Origin of the sequence: Bacillus basilensis (genome assembly GCF_050630465.1) — a bacterium.
In the GTDB taxonomy this organism is placed as follows: Bacteria; Bacillota; Bacilli; order Bacillales; family Bacillaceae_G; genus Bacillus_A; species Bacillus_A basilensis.
In genome coordinates, this window is the sequence record NZ_JBNTQO010000003.1 from 494290 (window position 1) to 513734 (window position 19445).

General features: G+C 34.7%; 18 protein-coding genes and 1 pseudogene. 12 read left to right on the forward strand and 7 right to left on the reverse strand.

Going from position 1 to position 19445, the window contains the following annotated elements:
- Nucleotides 1-240 precede the first annotated feature (240 nt).
- Nucleotides 241-1272, reverse strand: a complete 1032-nt coding sequence (locus tag ACQVV1_RS09025) for a S66 family peptidase (protein WP_431168778.1) — start codon at nt 1270-1272, stop codon at nt 241-243.
- 289 nt (nt 1273-1561) lie between these two features.
- Between ACQVV1_RS09025 and ACQVV1_RS09030 the strand changes: the two genes are divergently transcribed.
- Nucleotides 1562-2203, forward strand: coding sequence for a hypothetical protein (locus ACQVV1_RS09030; RefSeq protein WP_242254404.1), 642 nt, complete (start codon nt 1562-1564; stop codon nt 2201-2203).
- Between the two features lie 193 nt (nt 2204-2396).
- Here the strand turns inward: ACQVV1_RS09030 and ACQVV1_RS09035 are convergent, their stop codons facing one another.
- Nucleotides 2397-2651, reverse strand: a complete 255-nt coding sequence (locus ACQVV1_RS09035) for a SunI/YnzG family protein (RefSeq protein ID WP_242254402.1) — start codon at nt 2649-2651, stop codon at nt 2397-2399.
- Nucleotides 2652-2928: 277 nt separating this feature from the next.
- Here ACQVV1_RS09035 and ACQVV1_RS09040 point away from each other — a divergent pair.
- From ACQVV1_RS09040 to ACQVV1_RS09055, 4 genes and pseudogenes are all read left to right on the forward strand, one after another.
- Nucleotides 2929-3195: pseudogene (locus ACQVV1_RS09040) on the forward strand (2TM domain-containing protein); the annotation flags it as partial.
- Nucleotides 3196-3547: 352 nt separating this feature from the next.
- Nucleotides 3548-4387: a YitT family protein gene (locus ACQVV1_RS09045; protein WP_063222304.1), complete on the forward strand. Its 840-nt coding sequence runs from the start codon at nt 3548-3550 to the stop codon at nt 4385-4387.
- Between the two features lie 152 nt (nt 4388-4539).
- Nucleotides 4540-5217: a response regulator transcription factor gene (locus tag ACQVV1_RS09050; protein ID WP_000781967.1), complete on the forward strand. Its 678-nt coding sequence runs from the start codon at nt 4540-4542 to the stop codon at nt 5215-5217.
- 1 nt (nt 5218) lies between these two features.
- The gene (locus ACQVV1_RS09055; RefSeq protein WP_242254398.1) at nt 5219-6595 is read left to right on the forward strand and encodes a sensor histidine kinase; all 1377 of its coding nucleotides are present in this window, start codon (nt 5219-5221) and stop codon (nt 6593-6595) included.
- Nucleotides 6596-6738: 143 nt separating this feature from the next.
- Here ACQVV1_RS09055 and ACQVV1_RS09060 read toward each other — a convergent pair whose 3' ends face one another.
- The gene (locus tag ACQVV1_RS09060) at nt 6739-7998 is read right to left on the reverse strand and encodes an MFS transporter (RefSeq protein ID WP_431168779.1); all 1260 of its coding nucleotides are present in this window, start codon (nt 7996-7998) and stop codon (nt 6739-6741) included.
- A gap of 69 nt (nt 7999-8067) precedes the next feature.
- The gene (locus tag ACQVV1_RS09065) at nt 8068-8694 is read right to left on the reverse strand and encodes an ArsR/SmtB family transcription factor (protein WP_242254394.1); all 627 of its coding nucleotides are present in this window, start codon (nt 8692-8694) and stop codon (nt 8068-8070) included.
- A gap of 181 nt (nt 8695-8875) precedes the next feature.
- Between ACQVV1_RS09065 and ACQVV1_RS09070 the strand changes: the two genes are divergently transcribed.
- Together ACQVV1_RS09070 and ACQVV1_RS09075 are read left to right on the forward strand one after the other, a co-directional pair.
- Nucleotides 8876-9940 carry an ABC transporter permease gene (locus tag ACQVV1_RS09070; protein ID WP_431168780.1) on the forward strand — a complete coding sequence of 355 codons (1065 nt, stop codon included), beginning with the start codon at nt 8876-8878 and terminating at the stop codon, nt 9938-9940.
- Entirely contained in the window at nt 9940-10611 is a 672-nt protein-coding gene (locus ACQVV1_RS09075) for an ABC transporter ATP-binding protein (protein ID WP_242254391.1), read from the forward strand. The genes ACQVV1_RS09070 and ACQVV1_RS09075 overlap by 1 nt, the downstream gene beginning before the upstream one ends.
- 64 nt (nt 10612-10675) lie before the next feature.
- Here ACQVV1_RS09075 and ACQVV1_RS09080 read toward each other — a convergent pair whose 3' ends face one another.
- Together ACQVV1_RS09080 and ACQVV1_RS09085 are read right to left on the reverse strand one after the other, a co-directional pair.
- Entirely contained in the window at nt 10676-11794 is a 1119-nt protein-coding gene (locus tag ACQVV1_RS09080) for an LPXTG cell wall anchor domain-containing protein (protein WP_431168781.1), read from the reverse strand.
- Nucleotides 11795-11944: 150 nt separating this feature from the next.
- Complete coding sequence (locus ACQVV1_RS09085; RefSeq protein WP_309260277.1) at nt 11945-12538, reverse strand: ATP-binding protein; 594 nt, start codon at nt 12536-12538, stop codon at nt 11945-11947.
- 204 nt (nt 12539-12742) lie between these two features.
- On the opposite strand from ACQVV1_RS09085, the gene ACQVV1_RS09090 reads away from it, so the two are divergent.
- The 4 genes from ACQVV1_RS09090 to cuyA all read left to right on the forward strand — a co-directional run bounded on the left by ACQVV1_RS09090 (nt 12743) and on the right by cuyA (nt 18121).
- Nucleotides 12743-13663, forward strand: coding sequence for a class I SAM-dependent methyltransferase (locus ACQVV1_RS09090; RefSeq protein WP_242254386.1), 921 nt, complete (start codon nt 12743-12745; stop codon nt 13661-13663).
- 212 nt (nt 13664-13875) lie between these two features.
- Nucleotides 13876-15417: a serine hydrolase domain-containing protein gene (locus tag ACQVV1_RS09095; protein WP_431168782.1), complete on the forward strand. Its 1542-nt coding sequence runs from the start codon at nt 13876-13878 to the stop codon at nt 15415-15417.
- Between the two features lie 196 nt (nt 15418-15613).
- Nucleotides 15614-16846, forward strand: a complete 1233-nt coding sequence (locus tag ACQVV1_RS09100; protein WP_431168783.1) for a DUF4073 domain-containing protein — start codon at nt 15614-15616, stop codon at nt 16844-16846.
- 279 nt (nt 16847-17125) lie between these two features.
- Nucleotides 17126-18121, forward strand: coding sequence for a D-cysteate sulfo-lyase (gene cuyA / locus ACQVV1_RS09105; RefSeq protein WP_242254381.1), 996 nt, complete (start codon nt 17126-17128; stop codon nt 18119-18121).
- Nucleotides 18122-18296: 175 nt separating this feature from the next.
- Here the strand turns inward: cuyA and ACQVV1_RS09110 are convergent, their stop codons facing one another.
- Entirely contained in the window at nt 18297-18587 is a 291-nt protein-coding gene (locus tag ACQVV1_RS09110; protein ID WP_242254380.1) for a hypothetical protein, read from the reverse strand.
- A 100-nt stretch (nt 18588-18687) separates the two neighbouring features.
- Between ACQVV1_RS09110 and ACQVV1_RS09115 the strand changes: the two genes are divergently transcribed.
- Nucleotides 18688-19107 (forward strand): hypothetical protein, encoded by a 420-nt coding sequence (locus ACQVV1_RS09115; protein WP_242254378.1) that lies wholly within the window; start codon nt 18688-18690, stop codon nt 19105-19107.
- The last annotated feature ends 338 nt before the right edge of the window (nt 19108-19445 follow it).

Consider the following 19445-nt stretch of genomic DNA (forward strand, 5'->3'; position numbering starts at 1 on the left):
TATAAAATTGAATTCATTTATATGATAAGTAAGAGTCTTCCTTAATGGAAAGACTCTTATTTTATTGTAATGATTATGTGAAGGGGGGAAGACAGAAATTCTAAAGCGATATTTAACATAAAAAAATAAACTAAATTTTCTTGAATACCTATGAAAAGAATAAATTTTCGTTCTGGGAGAACTTCAAAATGTTAGCTTGATAGCGATGTGAATGGAACCCTCACTGATTAAAGTTTCACTTTATTCCACGCCACTTTCCAAAATAGAGAAAGCTCCATTTCCACAATTAATTTCTGCCATCGCACCGTAAGGTAAAATAAACTTCGGTTCAGTATGGCCAAAATTTAAATTATAAAGAATTGGCAAATTTTCTAAATGATGTTCCTTCATAACCTGCAGTATTTCATGTTTATATTCTTCATAATACATTTCGTCTTTTGGCTTACCAAAAATAATTCCTTTTGCTTTTTGCAGAATGCCTTGCGCTGCATAATATCGTAACCAATATTTTATATAACTTGGTTCTGGATGATCTTCAGAAGTTTCAAAGAAGAGAATACTATCCTCCCAATGTTTTTTCTCAGGCCAAAGCTCCGTTCCTTTTGCAAATTCCAATACTTCTATACACCCACCAATTAAACGCCCATGTACAGTGGTAGAGCCTTGAAGTACCTCATATCCATTGTTTTGCTGCATCGTACGCCTTGTATCCTTATTTATTTCTATCCATTCTAAACGCTCACTCGTCCATTCATGAGCTGGTTGAATCTCGCCAATCGTTTCAGTTGAAAAGAGAGTTCGATTTATCATTTCAACTGTATATGGATCCATCTCTACATTTTCGGCAAAGTCGGTCAAAATTGCCGGACCGTATAAAGAGGAAAGACCTGCTTTATGACAAAATAAATGTGAAATAGTAACGTCAGAGTATCCCATAAAAATTTTCGGGTTTTCACGTATTACATTAAAATCTATATAGGGAAGTAGGCGAATGCTATCTTCACCGCCAATATTCGCAATAATTGCTTTCACGCGGGAATCTTTAAATGCTGTCATTAAGTCTTCTGTACGAGCTTGTGGGTTGTTATAAATGAATTCACTACCTTTTAAACTATTTGGCATAGGAACAACCGTAAGACCAAAAACTTCTTCTAATCTTTTTACTCCTTGCTCATATCGCCATCTTATTTCAGAATCACCTGCACCGCCCCATGAAGGACTTACTGTCGCCACAATATCTCCTGCTTGTAACCTCTTTGGTTTTATTAACATGTGAACACCGCTCCTACATAATGTAATGGACTACGATTATACAACCTGTAGTATTGAAAAATATGATGCATGACATTAGTTTCTTCATCATCAATCCGTTTACCTGCTGGGATTCAAGAATTCAGTCTTAGTGTTGAATATAGGAATAATCGATTTATATTTGAAAATTACAGTATGCAACATTGCATAAGAAAGATGGTTGCTATTTTGACCAACCTGTAACTATAATAGTTACAGGTTGGTCGTATCCAATCAAAAATAAAATCATCATGAATGGAGATGTTTCATAATGGGTATGAAAAAAATAATTTTAGCAGGTGCTTTAGGAATTGCAGCATTATCAGGAACAAATTTACCAGGATTAGAAGTAACAAAAGCGAGTGCAGCTTCTATTGAATCGAATTTCTCGACGTTAGAAGGACGAGTAGTAGAAGTAGATAACGGTGTGATTGTAGTAAAATCTAAGCAATACGAAGAACCTGTTAGTGTATATATAGATTCTCTTTCAAACGTGAAAGTAGGAGATGAAGTAAAAGCTACTGGATCTATGATGCGTAATTTTACAGAATATATGGTTGCAACTGCAATTGAAAATACAACAAACAAGTTAGGTATGCACATGAAAGAAGATGGCTCACCTGATTATGTAATTGGAGAAGTATCAAAAGTAGGAACGATGGAAGATGAGGGAGAAGGTGCTACTAAATATGTCGTAGTGGAGTATCCATCCCTAAACGGGAAGAAAGTGATTATTGATGTTTTCTTAACGAAGGGACAAGTATTTAATGCGGGTGAGAAAGTGAAAATTGATATGAAGTATGTGGGCTGGGGCGGAAGTTCTATTAACTGGAACACAACGGATCATATCGAAAAAGTGCATGAAGTAAAGAGCAACGTTGAAAATAATGATGATGTTTGGATTTGGTCTTAATTAGAGTTCTGTAAATAACAAATGTATCATGCAGTACCCATCGAATTATCATATGTATGATAATTCGATGGGTACTTTTTCTTTATTTTATATTCGGGGCTAAGGTACATCATTGTATCTATAATAATTTTAAAAATGCGGGTATACAGTTGAATTGAACAACCTCATACAGACAAGTGTTTTAGCCTACTGCTTATGCATCGATTTTATTCAAAATTGCGACTCTGTTCGTCGTAAATAATAGATAATTTTGTTTTACTGTTCTGATTAAAATCCGGTCTGTTGTAGCGTATGCTGTTCCAATTCGGATTACGTTTTCTTCTTCTACACCAGCATAGGTTTCATCTTCTGTAACTTCAATAATTTCACTTAATGGAATTTGAACCTTAGCTAGTTGCCATGAAATAATTAATTCTTCATCTGTTTTTTTAACATCGATACCTAGCATGTTACCAAAACCTTTCTGTATTAAAATGTCACTATTAATTTTATTATACAGATTTAAAGGTTTTATTTCTATTATGAAATTTGATTTTTCAATTTTTTCACAAGGTATCGTACTACGAACAAAAAAAGGTATCCACTGGCATCTGCAATCTTTCTACAATGAAGACGATCTTTTTTATTTTGTAAATTTTTGAGAATAAGGGATTTCCGATTAGAATATTATGTTTAAATCGGAGCGAATTTAAAAAATACAATAATGAAAGAGGTGTTTATATAAGGAGCGAGATGAGAATTATTTACGAGCTAAAAAAAGAGTGGAGAATTTGAAAGCGTTTTATATTCATTTAGCGGTATATACACTAGTTAACTTAATGCTTTTTTTTATAAATATAAGCTCTGATTCAAGTAAATTATGGTTTTTATATCCACTTGCAGGTTGGGGGATCGGTATCGTTATACATGGTTTGACAACTTTTCCATTTGGGATATTCGGAAAAGAGTGGGAAGAACGAAAGATTAAAGAATATATGGAGAAAGATAAGTGAATTTATTTCTGGAATGTATGAATATAAAATCTCATATAAATTTCTATGATCAAACGCTTGATGCGAAGTCTATTTTATAGCTTCGCTTATTTGCTTTGTATTCGAAGTTTTTGCGAGTGAGAGTATTTATATTCATTTTTTAGGCTGAATTGCATGTGAAATCAAAACTTTATTTGTAGCGCATAATAAATACAGTTGTTATCCTTTTTTAATTACATGTCGATATAGGATAAAGTTGATTTATCATTCTATATTAAAATAAAAATAAACCACTGTTCGATTTGAATATTCCACGATATAATGGTGAGAGTTTATATCTGAAGAAATATTTGCATAAGAAGTGAGGTACTGTATGAAAAAAAGAACGACAGACATTATTTTTATTATTATTGGTGCATTCCTTTTTGCTTTAGGTGTCAATTTGTTTGTTATCCCGAATGAGTTCGGTGAAGGCGGGGTAACAGGTATCACGATTATTACTTACTACTTATTTGAGTGGTCACCAGGTTTAGTCAACTTAATATTAAATGCGATTTTGTTAATAGCTGGTTATAAATTTTTAAATAAGATTACAACAATTTATACGATTATCGCTGTAGTTACAAACTCGCTATTTCTTCATTTAACAGAAGGATGGACGATTGCTTCTGATGAAATGCTCGTAAATGCCATTTTCGGTGGAATATTTATCGGTTGCGGGATTGGTCTTATCATTCGCGTTGGTGGAACGACAGCAGGTACTACCATCTTAGCGAGGATGACACATAAATACTTAGGCTGGAGCATTAGTTATGGTCTACTGTTCTTCGATCTAATCGTTGCGTTTTCATCTTATTTCATCATTGGTGCAGAAAAACTGATGCTGACAATTATTATGTTATATGTAGGAACGAAAGTGATGGAATTTGTAATTGAAGGGTTAAATCCGAAAAAGGCCATTACGATTATTTCTGATAATCCGGATGAAATTGCCGGGAAGGTGACAACCTTAATGGGCAGAGGGGTTACCGTGTATTCTGGTCATGGCTATTACACGAAAACGCCGAAGGACATTCTTTATGTTGTTATTAATAAGCAAGAAGTAGTGAAGCTAAAGAGGATTGTTCAAACTACGGATCCGGCTGCGTTCATCGCTATACACGATGTTCGTGATGTGTTCGGAGAAGGATTTGTTGATATTTCGAAGGCTTAAAAATTGTTTTTGATTAAAATAATCTAAATACTAAAACGTGAGAATCTATTTTGAATCATCTTTTTTCAAAATAGATTCTTTTTCTTTTTCTTGCAAAAAATCCAATTGTTTCTTAATGTAGTGATGTAGAAGGATGAACAAGAGAGGGTTTAATGAAGATGATACATATTTTATTAGCTGATGATGATAAGCATATTAGAGAATTATTACATTATCATTTACAAAAAGAGGGGTTTAAAGTTTTTGAGGCTGAAGATGGAAAGGTAGCGCAAGAAGTATTAGAGAAGGAAAATATTCATCTTGCGATCGTAGACATAATGATGCCTTTTGTTGATGGCTATACGTTATGTGAAGAAATACGGAAGTATCATGATATTCCTGTTATTTTATTAACGGCGAAAGATCAGTTAGTGGATAAAGAAAAAGGATTCATTTCTGGTACGGACGATTATATTGTAAAACCATTTGAACCGGCTGAAGTAATTTTTCGTATGAAAGCTTTATTACGTCGTTATCAAATGTTGAGTGCTGACATGATTACACTCCACGGAACGACTATTGATCGTAAAGGTGTTGAAGTAAAGTGTAACGGTCAGACAATTTTGCTTCCATTAAAGGAATTTGAATTATTATCACAATTAGCTAGCTATCCTGGGAGAACATTTTCAAGAGAAGAATTAATTGAGTTAGTATGGGGAATGGATTTTGAAGGGGATGAACGAACGGTTGATGTTCATGTGAAGCGACTAAGAGATCGTTTCTCCAAACGAACGGATGATTTCCAAATTACAACGGTGCGCGGACTCGGGTATAAGTTGGAGTTGAAATAAAATGAAATCACTATATTCTAGATTTGTTTTTATGACAGTCGGTATTATGCTACTTAGTAGTATTATTGGATTTTTATTAACGAACGTATATTATCAGGTGAAGTTAAAACCGTACAATAGCGAAAAGATTTTAAAGTATGCGAAAGAAGTTAAATCGTTATATGAAAAGCAAAGTGAAGAAAATCAAGAGGCGTACTTACATTCTATTGCAAAGTTAGGGTATGAAATTTATATTGTCGATGATCAAAAGAATGGAAAGCGTATCGGCAATGCGTTTCGTAAGACGACGATAAGTGATGATACCGTCCGTAAAGTATTGCGAGGGGAGACGTTTAATGGTGTCTCTACGTATCCAACGCGTCTCTTTATTACAGGATTTTTCGATAACGAATTAATTAATAGTGTCGGTGTACCGGTAAAACACGGTGATAAACAGTACGCATTATTTATTCGTCCTGACATTCAGAATCAATTTGGTGAAATGCGAATTTTTCTAGCGGTATTACTTGGGTTTATCGTTTTATTAAGTATCATTTTTATAGCGATTGCAGCAGGGTATATTGTTCGTCCAATTCGTAAATTTACGAACGCTACGCAAAAAATTGCGAGTGGGGAATATGAAATTGAATTAGACGTAAAACGAAAAGATGAGATTGGTACGTTATCTACAAGCTTCCAAAAGATGACGAAAAGTATTAAAGAACTAGATGAAATGAGACAAGAATTCGTTTCGAACGTTTCACATGAATTCCAGTCACCGCTTTCTTCCATACAAGGTTTTTCGAAGACGTTGCAAACAGAAAAGATGAGCGTGGAAGAAAGAAACCATTACTTACAAATTATTGAGGGTGAAAGTAAGCGGATGTCTAGTTTATGTAAACAGTTACTTACGCTAGCTTCTTTAGATAAAGAGGAAAAGGTTCTACAAATAAGAGAATTCAATCTACAGAAGCAAATTAAAGACGTCATTTTTATGCTCGAATGGAAATGGCGCGAGAAAGATATCGCCGTTGAATTTGATGTGCCAGATATCACTATAAAAGGTGATGAAAACTTACTTCATCAAGTATGGAGTAATATTTTCACGAATAGTATTAAGTTTTCAAACGATGCTGGGACGATTGAGTTTTTCGTCGAAGAGTTAGAGTCTAGTGTCATTATCTCTATATCTGATAACGGAATCGGTATGGAAAAAGAAGAAATGGATCGTATTTTTGACCGTTTTTACAAAGTAGATATAGCAAGGGCAAGAAACGTAGAAGGTAGCGGTTTAGGGTTATCGATTGTGCAGAAGATTGTTGAACTGCATAAGGGAACTGTTTCAGTATATAGCACAAAAGGGGAAGGGACGACTGTTCGGGTGGAACTTCCGAAATAGATGGAAGAGGCTGTTTGGGAACAGCCTCTTTTTTGTCGTTTTTTGTTGGTAAGTCGATATAATCGAAAAATCGCTGATATAATTCGAGTTACGCTGATATATTTAAAAAATCGCTGATATTAATTTCATGTACTGTATTTCTGCTATAAAGCCGCACCTTTCCCGCGCTCTTCCTTAAACCGAACTCCAAAAGTATCCGCTGTAATTTCATCAGCTTTCGGCAATGAACGTAATTTCGGATGAAGTAGCCATACTAGAGAAATGAATAAAATCCCGATGCTAGCGAGCGCGAAAATGAGTTGGCTACTAAATACATTTGCGGTGTATCCGCCAATTAAAGAACCGAACGGCATAGCAATTGTGCCCATACTTTGCATGACTGAATTGATCCGTCCAATATATTGATTTGGAATTACAATTTGACTAATTGTCGCAAATAAGATGTTCGTGGCTCCAATTGGAATCCAAGCTAGGCCGAATAAGAAAATAGATAGCCATTGAAACGGTACGATCGTAGAGAGAAACCAAAAGAAAGCGCCAGCCGCAAAGCTAATAATGGAGACGTGGCCAACATTACGTTTGCCAACCCATGAACTGAAGAGTGCTCCAATTAAACTGCCGGCGGATATAGCTGCTAAAAAGAAGCCATATAATTTCACGCCTCCTAAAGAATCAGCGAAAGAAGGGAGTATCGCCATCGTCATACCGATAGAAAAATTAGCGACAACTGAGCCGATTAAGAAGACACCCATTAAGGAACGAAAGACGATTGAAAAGCCTTCTTTTAAATCTGAGAAATATTGTTTAGTTGAAAGTGATGTGCCCGTTTCGGTTTGCGTTGGCATTTTTAATGAAAAGAACAAAAGGGCAGTAATCGCGAATGTTAAGGAGTCGATCACATATAAAGTAATGGCACCAAGTAGTGCTACTAATATTCCAGAAAGAGTCGTACAAATTAAATCAATACCTTGATACGCAAATGAAAAGAGAGAGTTTCCTTTTAATAATTGTGTTTTATGCAGTAGAAGTGGTAAAGCTTTCGATTGTGCGGGATAGGCGAATTGTTCGATAAAGGCTACGATGGGCATAATGATGAGTAGTAGTTGGACTGTTAATAGGTCGAAGTAGTGTGTAATAGGGATGATTAAAATAAGAATGCATTGCAAAACTTGTGTGATGACGAGGGTGTTTTTGATTGACCATCTATCAACGAATGGACCGGTAAGAAATTGTAATGCAGAAGGTAATAACGTAAGGAAACCAGCTAATCCAGAATAAAAAGGATTACCACTCAGCTTATATACGAGCCACATCGCTGCTACATAATACAAGCTATCTCCTATGTTTGTAAAAATTCTCCCTAAAAATAATAAGAGGAAATTCCGGTTTTTCAATATGTCCATTTAATCTACTCCTTTATAATAAATTTATTCGGTAAAATAAATTTGACCGTTTATGTAAAAAAAATCGTGTTACGATTTTTCTTCTTCTTTCACAAATCGTTGCATTGCTCGTTCATCGATTTGTAGTGCAGTGGTAGAAATGTAATACGATTTACTATTTGGATCGTTTTCCGCGTCTTTTGTGATTTCATTTAATTCAGCCATCAATTCATAAAACTTTTTCACCCACACTTGAAATTGTTCCGGCGTAGCATCAAACTCCCAGCAGGATGAAACGTAATTCCACTCAGCCGGGTCTTCGCTTACTTTTCGTAATGTAAAAGCTTCTTCTGGTGCAGCGAGAATATGGCTTTTCGTCATTTCTGTCATTTGTAAAAAGATTTGGCGACCTGACTCGCTTAACATTTCTAAATGAGGTAATAGATCTGCAGCAGGTGTGAAGCCTTTCGCGACAGATTGATAAAACTTTTGAACGATGCCATTTTTTTCTTCTGTATATACGATTTCTATAAAACCATTTTTCTCTAATTCTTTTAAATGATAATGAATTTTCGCCCTTGGAATGCCGAATTTCTCAGATAGTAATTGTCCTGTATAAGGACGTTCGCATAGACGCATCATCATTTCGACACGTAGTGGGTCGCTTATTGCTTTTAGTTGGCTATAAGTAGTTAGTGTGAACATGGGCTTCAACATAATCAACTCCTCAAATGAAATTACTCGGTCAAGATTATTTGACTGAATTGTATCAAGGATTTTGTTTATTTTCAATACTTTCTGAAAATTTAATCTTTCTTCTGTAATCTTCTGTTCATATTCCGTTCATATTTCTTTTTTATGATAAGTGCATAGAAAGAAAGAGGAAGGAGCGAGCGAAATGTTTTTAGCTCTGCGTGAATTGAAACAATCAAAATTAAGATACGGATTAATCGGACTGATTATGGTGTTATTATCATTTTTAGTCCTTGTTATTTCAGGATTAGCAAATGGATTATCATATGATAATGCTTCATCGATTCAAAATATGGAGGCAAATAAGTTCGTTTTAGCAGATGATGCGGAAAATAAATTACTCCGTTCACAAATTAAGAAAGACGATGTAGATAACGTAGTCAATCAAGTAGGCGAGAAAGAGGCAGTTCCGTTTCGCGTGAAAGTTTCAACGTACGAAAAGAAAGATAGTTCGAAAAAGGTTGATATTGCCATTTTCTCAAGTGAACGCGATACATTTTTAGAACCGAACATTGTAAAAGGTGAGAAATTAAGTACAGCAAACAATGAAATGGTTGCTGACGAATCCATTAAAGAAAAAGGAATCGATATTGGGGATACAATTATTGATCCTGTTTCAAAGAAAGAATTTAAAATCGTTGGATTTACGAAAGACCAAATGTTTAGCCATACACCAGTCGTATATGTAAATGAAGATGTATGGGGGGCTATCTCACAACCAAACCAAAAAGATTATAGTGCAATTGCGCTTAATACAGATAAAGAGATTAAAAATGCTCATGTTATTGATAAAAAAGAAGTACTACAAAGTATTCCAGGGTTTAAAGAAGAGCAAGGAACATTAACGATGATTATTGCGTTCTTACTTGTAATCGCTGCGTTATTAATCGGTGTATTTTTCTACGTTATTACACTACAAAAAACACAGCAATTAGGCGTATTAAAAGCAATTGGTACAAAGAATTCTTATTTAGCAAATAGCTTAGTCGTACAGGCGTTATTTTTATCAGTCGTTGCGATGGTAATTAGTATTGTTCTTGTACAAGGGTTAGAAACAATTTTACCAGCAGGTATGCCGTTCTTATTAACAATACCGATGATTGCACAATATGCAGCAATCTTTATCGTCATTAGTATTTTAGGAACACTTATTTCGTTATACCAAGTATTAAAAGTTGATGCGCTAGAAGCAATTGGAGGCGGGATGTAATGACTTCATTATTAAAATTAGACAAAGTAAGTAAAGTGTACGGAGAAGGGGATACAGAAGTAACAGCCCTTCATCCGATATCGCTTGATGTGAAAGCCGGAGAATTTATCGGAATCGTCGGTCCTTCTGGATCAGGGAAAAGTACGTTATTATCAATCGCGGGTGCTTTATTATCACCGTCAAAAGGGGATATTTACATTCGTGAGCAAAATATTACGCAGTTATCGGAAAAGGAAATGACAGACATTCGTTTGAAAAAAATCGGATTCATTTTCCAATTTGCAAATCTTGTTCCATATTTAAATGTGAAAGAACAATTGCTTTACATTGCAAAGCTGAAAAAAGAAAGTAAACAAGAATCAGAAAAGCGTGCGGATCATTTATTAACGGCATTTGGATTAGGAGAAAGAAAAAATCATTATCCAAATCAACTATCTGGTGGGGAAAAACAAAGGGTGGCAATCGCTCGAGCTTTCATGAACAACCCAGATTTAATATTAGCAGATGAACCAACGGCAAGCTTAGACTCAAAACGCGCACGTGAAGTCGTTGAAATGATGAAACGCGAAGTGAAAGAGAGCCAAAAAGCAGCCATTATGATTACACATGATGAAAGAATGCTTGATGTATGTGATCGTATATTGACGCTTCGAGATGGACAGTTAATATAAAGAAAAAGGCCAACCGTACATGCGGTTGGCCTTTGTATAATTGTTTTTAAGAAGTATAATGGCTTTATTTTGAGAATAACGTTTTAATTCTATTTCGTGTTACTAATAAAATCCCGCCTAATACAGATAACATACCTAAAGTCATATTATTTGATTGCTCACTACCAGCGTTAGGAAGTTCTCTAGCATTGTTGTTTGCATTTGTAGTACCAGTCTTTGTTTCTGTTTGTTTCGATTGAGATACTTCATTGATCTTGTTATCTACATTTTGCTTCGTTGTATGTATCTCAGCTAATTTGTCATCAATTTTTTTCTCAGTATGTTTAAAGTCGTTAATTTTAATGTCTAAGTCTTGTTTTTTCTTTGATAGATCGTCTGAAACAGTTTGTTTCGCTTGTTTAATTTCATTGATTTTATTGATTAAGTCTTGTCTAGCCTTTTGTAATTCAGCAAGTTTGTTTTTCACATCTTGTTTAGCTAGTTCTAAGTTAGCGGAAAGACTATCTAAATTGCCTTTAATTTTCTTAAGTTCTTTTAACGTGTTACCAGTATTCGGCTTGTTTTCTTTTAGCTCAGCAAGTTTGTCCTCAGCAGTTTGTTTCGCTTTCTTTAACTCAGCTAATTTTTCATCTACTTGTTTTTTAACTTCCTTAAGTTCAGTAACTTTCTGATCGATGTTTTCTTTATGTTGCTTAATTTCATTCACTTTTTCATCGACAGTTTGTTTATGTTCTTTAATCTCATTAACTTTATTATCGATATTTTGCTTATGCTCTTTTACTTCAGCAACTTTATCATCTACTTGTTTTTTATGCTCTTTCATTTCAGCGATTTTATCTTCGGCGATTTGTTTATCTTGCTGAAGTTTTGCATCTAGCTCTTGTTTATGTTGTTTAATTTCGTTGATTTTTTCATCGGCAACTTGTTTACGTTCATGTAGTTCATTCACCTTCGTATCAACATTTTCCTTAACCTTGTTAAGTTCATTCAATGTTTGATCCGCGTTTTCTTTGTGTTGCTGCAATTTCGCATCTAACTCTTGTTTATGTTGCTTAATTTCAGCTAATCGATCTCCCGTACTTTGCTGAGGAGTAGCATCAGTTACTTCTGCATGAGCAGAGTTTGCGCCAGCAATCATTGCTAAAGCTAGTGTAGACGCAGCGATTGTTTGTTTTGTTTTCATATTTTTGTACCTCTTTTCTTTCATATGCATGAGCTGTTTTGTGTAAAAATGAGCATATAGAAGTAGATTATCTTATCATTATATACCATGTTAGGCGCTTAGAGGAAGGATTTGCATAATAATCTATGATTATGTAATTTTAAAATTCTTTTATTTTGGGGTAGGGGACAAATCTTTAGCTAGATGAACAATTTCTTCTATAGTAAAGTTTACATCTTTACTATTGCGAATAACAAACAAATAATCAGCCTCGTTTTCTACAGGATCCACCACATCTTCATGTAGTGATTCAGCCTGTTGTCGATCGAGTACTTCTTTGAAACTAGAATAACCACCTCTAAAAATATTCGTACTTCGCGTGCTTCGAGCCACTCTTTCATAAAGTACATCATTTGGAATGTCAAAATGAACGAGTATGCGTACGTATTCCTCTTTCTGAAACAATTCATTTAGCAAATACATCCGGCCGTTTCGGCTTCTATTTGAATTGCAAATAATAAAGTGTAAACTCGTATGTTCTTTTGCATAATCAACAATGAATTTTGAAAGACCGTGCTTAAATGTATTAGCGCCTTCAGTTGGCTGTAATTTTTCATAATGCGTGTTAACAAATTCTGCTTGGTTATCTTGATCCATAACGAAAGAGTGGGGTAACTCTTTTTCTAAAGCTTTTGCAAATGTAGTTTTTCCGCTGTGAGTTTTTCCTACTGTAATAATGACGAATCGTTTCATATTGGCCTCCATAAGTATTGTTATAATCAGGAATGTTCGTTGTGAATCGACCATTTTCCTGCCAGATAATATACAAAGTGTCGGAGTGATAGTAGGCTGGAAACTTGACAAAAAAACTTATTTATGCTATAATTTACCAATATAAAAATAACGTGTATAATAGGGTTCTCCTGGCCAGGGGGATCCTATTTTTATTGTGAAAATGAAGGAGAGTGTATGTGCGTGAAACAAGGTGAAGCAAGTGTAACGTCGTTAGTATCAGCTTTCGGAAGGGCATATCATAGTGAATTTGATAATCCGAAAATCTTTGATGATTACATCGCTAAAGAATTCATATCGCCAAAAGAACGAATTAATATTGAAACGAATATGGTTCAAGGGATACATTTTTTCAATACAGACATTGCTGAGCAGTTTCAAGATAATCCGAAAGAAATATTAAAATGGATTACACAAGTTCAGTTATCACCAACACCTTTAGCACGTGCGGCATATTGTGAAAGAGTATTGTTACATGAAATTGCATTAGGCGCAAAACAATACGTCATACTCGGTGCAGGCTTAGACACATTTAGTTTTAGACACCGAGAGTTAGAGGATAAAATAGAAATATTTGAAATAGATCATCCTTCTACGCAAAGATTTAAGAAGGAGAGAATAAAAGAAGCAGAATTTGAAATTCCAAACAACCTTCATTTTGTTTCAATGGATTTTACGAAAGGATTTTCCAATGAACAGTTACGGAATGAAGCATTTGAAAATAAAAAGACTTTCTTTAGTCTTTTAGGTGTTACGTACTATTTAACGAAAGAGGAACTTTCTAGTTTAATAGAATACTTATTCGAGATGGTTCCGGTAGGGAGTTCTATCGTTTTCGATTATCCGGATGAAAACTTATTTACGGAAAAGGGATTGTCCAATCGAGTTGAAAACATGGTAAAAATGGCTGCGGTAGGTGGAGAACCGATGAAATCATGTTTTTCTTATGCCGAAATGGAAGCACTGTTAGAGAAGGCGGGCTTACTCATTTATGAGCATTTATCACCAGAAGACATAAATAAATTATATTTTGAAGGACGAAACGATTATTTAGAAGCTTTTGAAACAGTGCATTATGTACATGCGGTGAAGAAGTAGAGGATTAGTAGGCATGGGGAGGAATCTCTGTGTCTTTTTTTCGTATTAAATTCATTGCCCTTGGATAAAGAACAGTAAAACACCTAAGTATTTAACTTTTTGATTTTTATTACAATTTTGTAAGGTTAAGTAATAAAAATCGATAGAACGGGATATTAGAATGGGATACTCTGATTGATGGGTAGAATATTCTGAAAAAAAGGGTGGAGCAAATGAAGGATAGACAAAAAGCATTGATAATATGCAAAGGTATTTTATGTTTAATTATTTGTATGCTAATTACGAATGAAGTGTGGTTTATGAAAGTAGCGAGGGCAGAATCGGGTACATTGACTGATAGGAATATAGAAAACTTTAAAAAAAAGATGGATGAACAGGTACCAAAATGGCAAGAAAATTATAATGTACCAGGGGTTGCAATAGGGATTGTATATGAGGGGCGTATTGCTTATACACTTAACTACGGTTATGTAGACAAAAAGACAAAAAAAGCGGTTAGTGATGATACGTTGTTTCAAGCTGGTTCCATATCTAAAAACCTTACAGCGTGGGGAATCTTGCATCTTGTAGATGAAGGACGTTTATTACTAGATGATCCCGTTGGAAAATATCTGACCAAATGGAAATTACCTAATTTAGAGTTTAATAATAATGAAGTAACCATAAGAAGATTGTTAAGTCATACTGCAGGGCTATCTGCACATAAAGGATACCTTGGGGTTGCACCGGGGAAGCATCTTGATTCTATCGAGGAATCTCTGTCTGGAAAAGGATGGCTTAATGAACCAGTGGAGGTTACCGATAAACCAGGTTCAGAAACAAATTACTCTGGTGGTGGATATACAATTTTACAACTTGTAATTGAAGAAGTTACCGGAATACCGTTTGATCGTTATATGGAAGAACAAATTATGAAACCTTTAGGAATGAAATCTAGTTCATTCTTACAACGTCCTGAAAACCATAACCTTTCGAAAGCTTATGGATATTTTGGAGAGGAGCTCCCTAGTTACCAATTTACCGAACAGGCTGCTGCAGGTCTTAAGACAAATGTTACCGATATGATGACATTGATACTTGCAAGTATGGATGCAAATAATAAAGGTAATGGTGTCATCAAAAGTGAACGTGTTGAGGAAATGCAAAAGCCGGTATTAGGGGAGAATGGTTTAGGTATATTTGAAAAAAAACTATCTAATCAATGGAAATTAATTTATCATTCTGGTGACAATCGAGGTTGGCATTCTTTTTATGGTTTCATTCCTAATACAAAGGATGGATTGGTAATTCTTACGAATAGTGAAGGGGGTATAGACTTACGACAGGATATTTACCACGCATGGATTGAATATGAAACTGGAAAATTACCTGAAAGTTACTTCGCTCTAGCTGAGCAGAGAAAAAACAACTCTATTACATCAATTGTTATTGGAGCCACACTTGGTTTATATTTGCTGCTGTTTGTGATTAGATTGTACAAAGGTAGAAGAACTTTCATTCTTAAGCAAGAGAGGAAATCTTACATCGGATTAGTAGTTAGGACATTTTTACTTGTTATTACTGCTGTTCTCGTTTTTTGTGCTGCCTATTTGTGGAGAGTTTTCAGTTTGAATTCCGGTAATACAATAAATTTTATTCTAATAATGGCTTGGATTATAACTCTATTAATTAGTGGATTTTTCCCGAAAATTAAAAGTAATAAAAAACAACGTATGAAACTAAGAGATTTAACATCAAAATTTACATTTATGTAATGTTGAAAGCTAGAAAGCTAGATTGGCGCGAATCGTTAATTGCGGAGTGCAAAAAACGACAAAATCTCTTAAAAAACACTTAACTTTTAATGCCATCTATCTTTACAATCCCTCATTATAATGTGAATTGGACAAGCACCTAAGAGAAGGCAGAACATGTCAGTTTGTACATTCTATTATTAGGGGGAGAATTTGTATGAAAAAGGCAGTTGCTTCGTTAGCAGTTATGGCGGTATTATTGCCGACGTTTTCAGTGCATGCGGAAGGGAATGAGCAAGTTCGAAAGTCAGCTACAACTTTTAACGTTATTAGTGACATTCAAGGGGATTTAGGAGATTTTGATCACGTATTAAAAGATATGAACAAAGTGACGCCACTTTCTAGAGCGCTTATTATGAATGGGGATATAACGTCAACTGGACAACAGTCCCAATATGATGATGTGAAGCGTGTATTAAACAAAAATAAGCATCCAGAGAATGTATGGTCAACTGTTGGGAATCATGAGTTTTATGCTGGTAAATGGACAGCTGATGGGAAGCTCTCTCAAAGTACATGGCCAAATGGTGTAACGGAAGAAACGCTATTTGGTCGCTACTTACAATTTAGCGGACAAGAAAAGGTATATCATAAAAAAGAATTAGACGGTTATCCGCTTTTATTTTTAGGAACTGAAAAATATATGAAATACCACGATTCAAAAATGTGGGATGAAGTATATATGAGTGATGAGCAATTAGGTTGGTTAAAACAAAATTTAGAAGAATATAGTCAAAAAGATAAAAATAAGCCAATCTTCATTTTCTCTCATCACGTTTTACCTGATACAGTATCTGGATCAAGACAAAATCCGTATTTACAAGATTATTTAAACGTTGATAAGTTGTACGATATATTAAAAGACTATCCGCAAGTTGTTTTCTTCACGAGTCACACGCATTGGGATTTAAACTTACCAGACTGGGCTGGTAAAAAGAAAATTACAGGCGGAGATAATAAAGGATTTACGGTTGTAAATACGGGCGGGATTGAAACGGGCTGGATGTCGGCTGGACCAAATGGCGGAGAGAAGACTGCTCCTGATGGCTATTCATTTAAACAAGGGTTGCAAGTGAAAGCATATGGTAGCGATGTAATGGTGACAGCTTACGATTACAAACGTGATAAGGAAATAAAAAAATTATTAATTAGTGATTCGAAAATTGCACAAATGGCACCAAATGTAACCGCTGATGATAGTAAAAACGTAGTTGTCGGTGCAACAGAATACATGGAGTACTCTATAGAAGGAACGAACGAGTGGCTGACGTATAATCCAGGGAATCCTCCGAAATTTGATGGGAATAAGATTGTATACGTACGCCATAAAGGCGAAATGAATTTAGAGCCAGGATTAACGCAGCTTCTTCGTTTTTCGGAAAATAAGTGATTGGAGGGAGCCCACATTTAAATGTTTGGGCTCTTTTGGTTTTGTCACTTTTTGTCGGTAAGTCGATATATTTGAAAAATCGCTGATATATTTGAAAAATCAATGATATAAATTTCATGCACCGTATTGAAGTCTAAAGTACTCGTATAATTTCATGTACCGCAATGAAAATTGAAAATCCAATACATTTTTCCCCTAGAAAGATGACTTCACCATTTTTACATGCAATAATAGTAACGTTACATACATTGTGAAAGAAGTACAAAAGGAGCGTTATTTATGAATTTAGCTAAATTCCCGAGAAAAAAATATACAGAATCATATACACCAATTGAAAAAATAAATAATTTTTCTGAAGCACTTGGTGGGCCGACTATTTATTTTAAACGAGATGATTTACTTGGTTTAACAGCTGGTGGAAATAAGACGAGAAAGTTAGAGTTTCTAGTTGCAGATGCACAGGAAAAAGGTGCGGATACGTTAATTACAGCTGGTGGTATTCAGTCGAATCATTGCCGCCTGACACTGGCAGCTGCGGTGAAAGAAAAAATGAAATGTATTCTTGTATTAGAAGAAGGGCTTGAGCCAGAAGAGAAGCCAGATTTTAACGGAAACTATTTCTTATATCATTTATTAGGTGCTGAAAATGTAATTATTGTACCAAACGGAGCAGATCTTATGGAAGAGATGCAAAAAGTAGCGAAAGAAGTAAGTGAGAAAGGTAGTACACCATATGTAATACCAGTTGGTGGATCAAATCCTACTGGTGCATTGGGATACGTTGCTTGTGCGCAAGAAATTATGGCGCAATCATTTGATCAAGGAATTGATTTCAGTTCAGTTGTTTGCGTAAGTGGTAGCGCTGGTATGCACGCTGGTTTAATTACTGGATTTGCAGGAACACAAAGTAACATCCCAGTAATCGGAATTAACGTAAGTAGAGGAAAAGCAGAGCAAGAGGAGAAAGTAGCAAAACTTGTAGAGGAAACGTCGGCTCACGTTGGTATTCCAAACTTTATCCCGCGCGAAGCGGTTACATGCTTTGATGAATATGTAGGGCCAGGTTACGCGTTACCAACGCCAGAAATGGTGGAAGCAGTTCAATTACTTGCGAAAACAGAAGGTATTTTACTTGATCCAGTGTATACAGGTAAAGCGGTAGCGGGACTAATCGACTTAATTAGAAAAGGTACATTTAATAAAGAAGACAACATTTTATTCGTACATTCAGGTGGTTCACCAGCGTTATATGCGAATACGTCTTTATTTGCGTAAGTGTGAAAAAGCATTGGGTATCCAATGCTTTTTTGTTATATAATGGAATTGTTATGAAGTGAGAAGGGGGAGTATATGAGTTCAAATGTAAAATGGATTATATACACAGTACTCGGCATTTCTATTCTATTCTATTCATTTTATTTGTGGCTTATGGAGTTTATTTATATTTCACTTAAGCGAAATGGTAACCAAACCAAAGGAAAAATAAAATAATTACTGTGTTAAATAGAGTAAAACATAAACCGATAATTGATAAAACTTTCTTTTCAGTACGGCTACAGAGTGAAATAACAGCCAATATAAGCGTTATAACAGCAGAAGCTAATATGAAGTAGGCGAAAGGCAAGACATATTCTACTCCAACTCTTTCTAAAATAGGTGTGAAGAGAAAGAGATTAATAGTAACGAATATACTTACAATAAGAAACGTATAACTTTTCCAAGTGTATGTTTTTAACTGCATGAATGGTGCTCCTTTCCTGATATTTTTTATATTTCTAACCATAAAGTAATTACCTTTATTTTATAATAATCTGAATTTTTATGAAATGAGGTAGATGAATATGAAGGGTAGAAATTTATCTGTGGTTTTTATTGCCATAGTTATATTCATAGTAACGGGCTGTTCGAATATGCTAGGAAATGAAGAACAAACAATCAAAGTGCAAAAACATGTTGATGATAAATATGAAGACTTGAAGGTAGTTACAGATAATAAGCAAGTTCGGCAAGTAAAGAAAATATTAAATGATACTAATTTTGAGAATAAAAAAGTGGAAATGTCTCGTCCGGCTGATTATCACTTTATTTTTCAATCTAAAAATCCGAAAATAGAGGCGAAAGCTGTGCTATATCAAATTTGGGTAATTCCTAATAAGGATAAAATAGAAATCATAGCGGGGAATAGTCAGTACGTTCAATTAGAAGGGAAGAATGCAGCCACGTTGTTTCGGATTGTTACGGGAGATAAGTTAGCTGAATAAAGATATATGGTTATAGAAATTCAGTTCGTATTTTTCATTTTGAGAGGTAATTAGTTTTCAACAAAATAGCTATCTTTTTATATTGGAATAAATATTGAGAATCGGATAAAATGGAAATTGGACATTGCCGGATTAAGGCACTTTAAGGTGCCTATTAATCCGCTAATGTATAATAAAAACAGAAAATATATTGTTTTTACAAAGGTTCGATGTTATGTTTAATTTTCTTAATATAATATTTCGCTTATGTAGGAGTGGCTATTTGAATAAATTAATGTTATTGGTTTTATTGGCTACATGCTGTCTCATGATTGCAGGATGTTCTAATAATATAATTA

Bases quoted from the DNA above. Each gene is read 5' to 3' on its own strand.
- ACQVV1_RS09025 (WP_431168778.1), bottom strand. From the start codon at position 1,272: ATGTTAATAAAACCAAAGAGGTTACAAGCAGGAGATATTGTGGCGACA.
- ACQVV1_RS09030 (WP_242254404.1), top strand. From the start codon at position 1,562: ATGGGTATGAAAAAAATAATTTTAGCAGGTGCTTTAGGAATTGCAGCA.
- ACQVV1_RS09035 (WP_242254402.1), bottom strand. From the start codon at position 2,651: ATGCTAGGTATCGATGTTAAAAAAACAGATGAAGAATTAATTATTTCA.
- ACQVV1_RS09045 (WP_063222304.1), top strand. From the start codon at position 3,548: ATGAAAAAAAGAACGACAGACATTATTTTTATTATTATTGGTGCATTC.
- ACQVV1_RS09050 (WP_000781967.1), top strand. From the start codon at position 4,540: ATGAAGATGATACATATTTTATTAGCTGATGATGATAAGCATATTAGA.
- ACQVV1_RS09055 (WP_242254398.1), top strand. From the start codon at position 5,219: ATGAAATCACTATATTCTAGATTTGTTTTTATGACAGTCGGTATTATG.
- ACQVV1_RS09060 (WP_431168779.1), bottom strand. From the start codon at position 7,998: ATGGACATATTGAAAAACCGGAATTTCCTCTTATTATTTTTAGGGAGA.
- ACQVV1_RS09065 (WP_242254394.1), bottom strand. From the start codon at position 8,694: ATGTTGAAGCCCATGTTCACACTAACTACTTATAGCCAACTAAAAGCA.
- ACQVV1_RS09070 (WP_431168780.1), top strand. From the start codon at position 8,876: ATGTTTTTAGCTCTGCGTGAATTGAAACAATCAAAATTAAGATACGGA.
- ACQVV1_RS09075 (WP_242254391.1), top strand. From the start codon at position 9,940: ATGACTTCATTATTAAAATTAGACAAAGTAAGTAAAGTGTACGGAGAA.
- ACQVV1_RS09080 (WP_431168781.1), bottom strand. From the start codon at position 11,794: ATGAAAACAAAACAAACAATCGCTGCGTCTACACTAGCTTTAGCAATG.
- ACQVV1_RS09085 (WP_309260277.1), bottom strand. From the start codon at position 12,538: ATGGAGGCCAATATGAAACGATTCGTCATTATTACAGTAGGAAAAACT.
- ACQVV1_RS09090 (WP_242254386.1), top strand. From the start codon at position 12,743: ATGTGCGTGAAACAAGGTGAAGCAAGTGTAACGTCGTTAGTATCAGCT.
- ACQVV1_RS09095 (WP_431168782.1), top strand. From the start codon at position 13,876: ATGAAGGATAGACAAAAAGCATTGATAATATGCAAAGGTATTTTATGT.
- ACQVV1_RS09100 (WP_431168783.1), top strand. From the start codon at position 15,614: ATGAAAAAGGCAGTTGCTTCGTTAGCAGTTATGGCGGTATTATTGCCG.
- cuyA (WP_242254381.1), top strand. From the start codon at position 17,126: ATGAATTTAGCTAAATTCCCGAGAAAAAAATATACAGAATCATATACA.
- ACQVV1_RS09110 (WP_242254380.1), bottom strand. From the start codon at position 18,587: ATGCAGTTAAAAACATACACTTGGAAAAGTTATACGTTTCTTATTGTA.
- ACQVV1_RS09115 (WP_242254378.1), top strand. From the start codon at position 18,688: ATGAAGGGTAGAAATTTATCTGTGGTTTTTATTGCCATAGTTATATTC.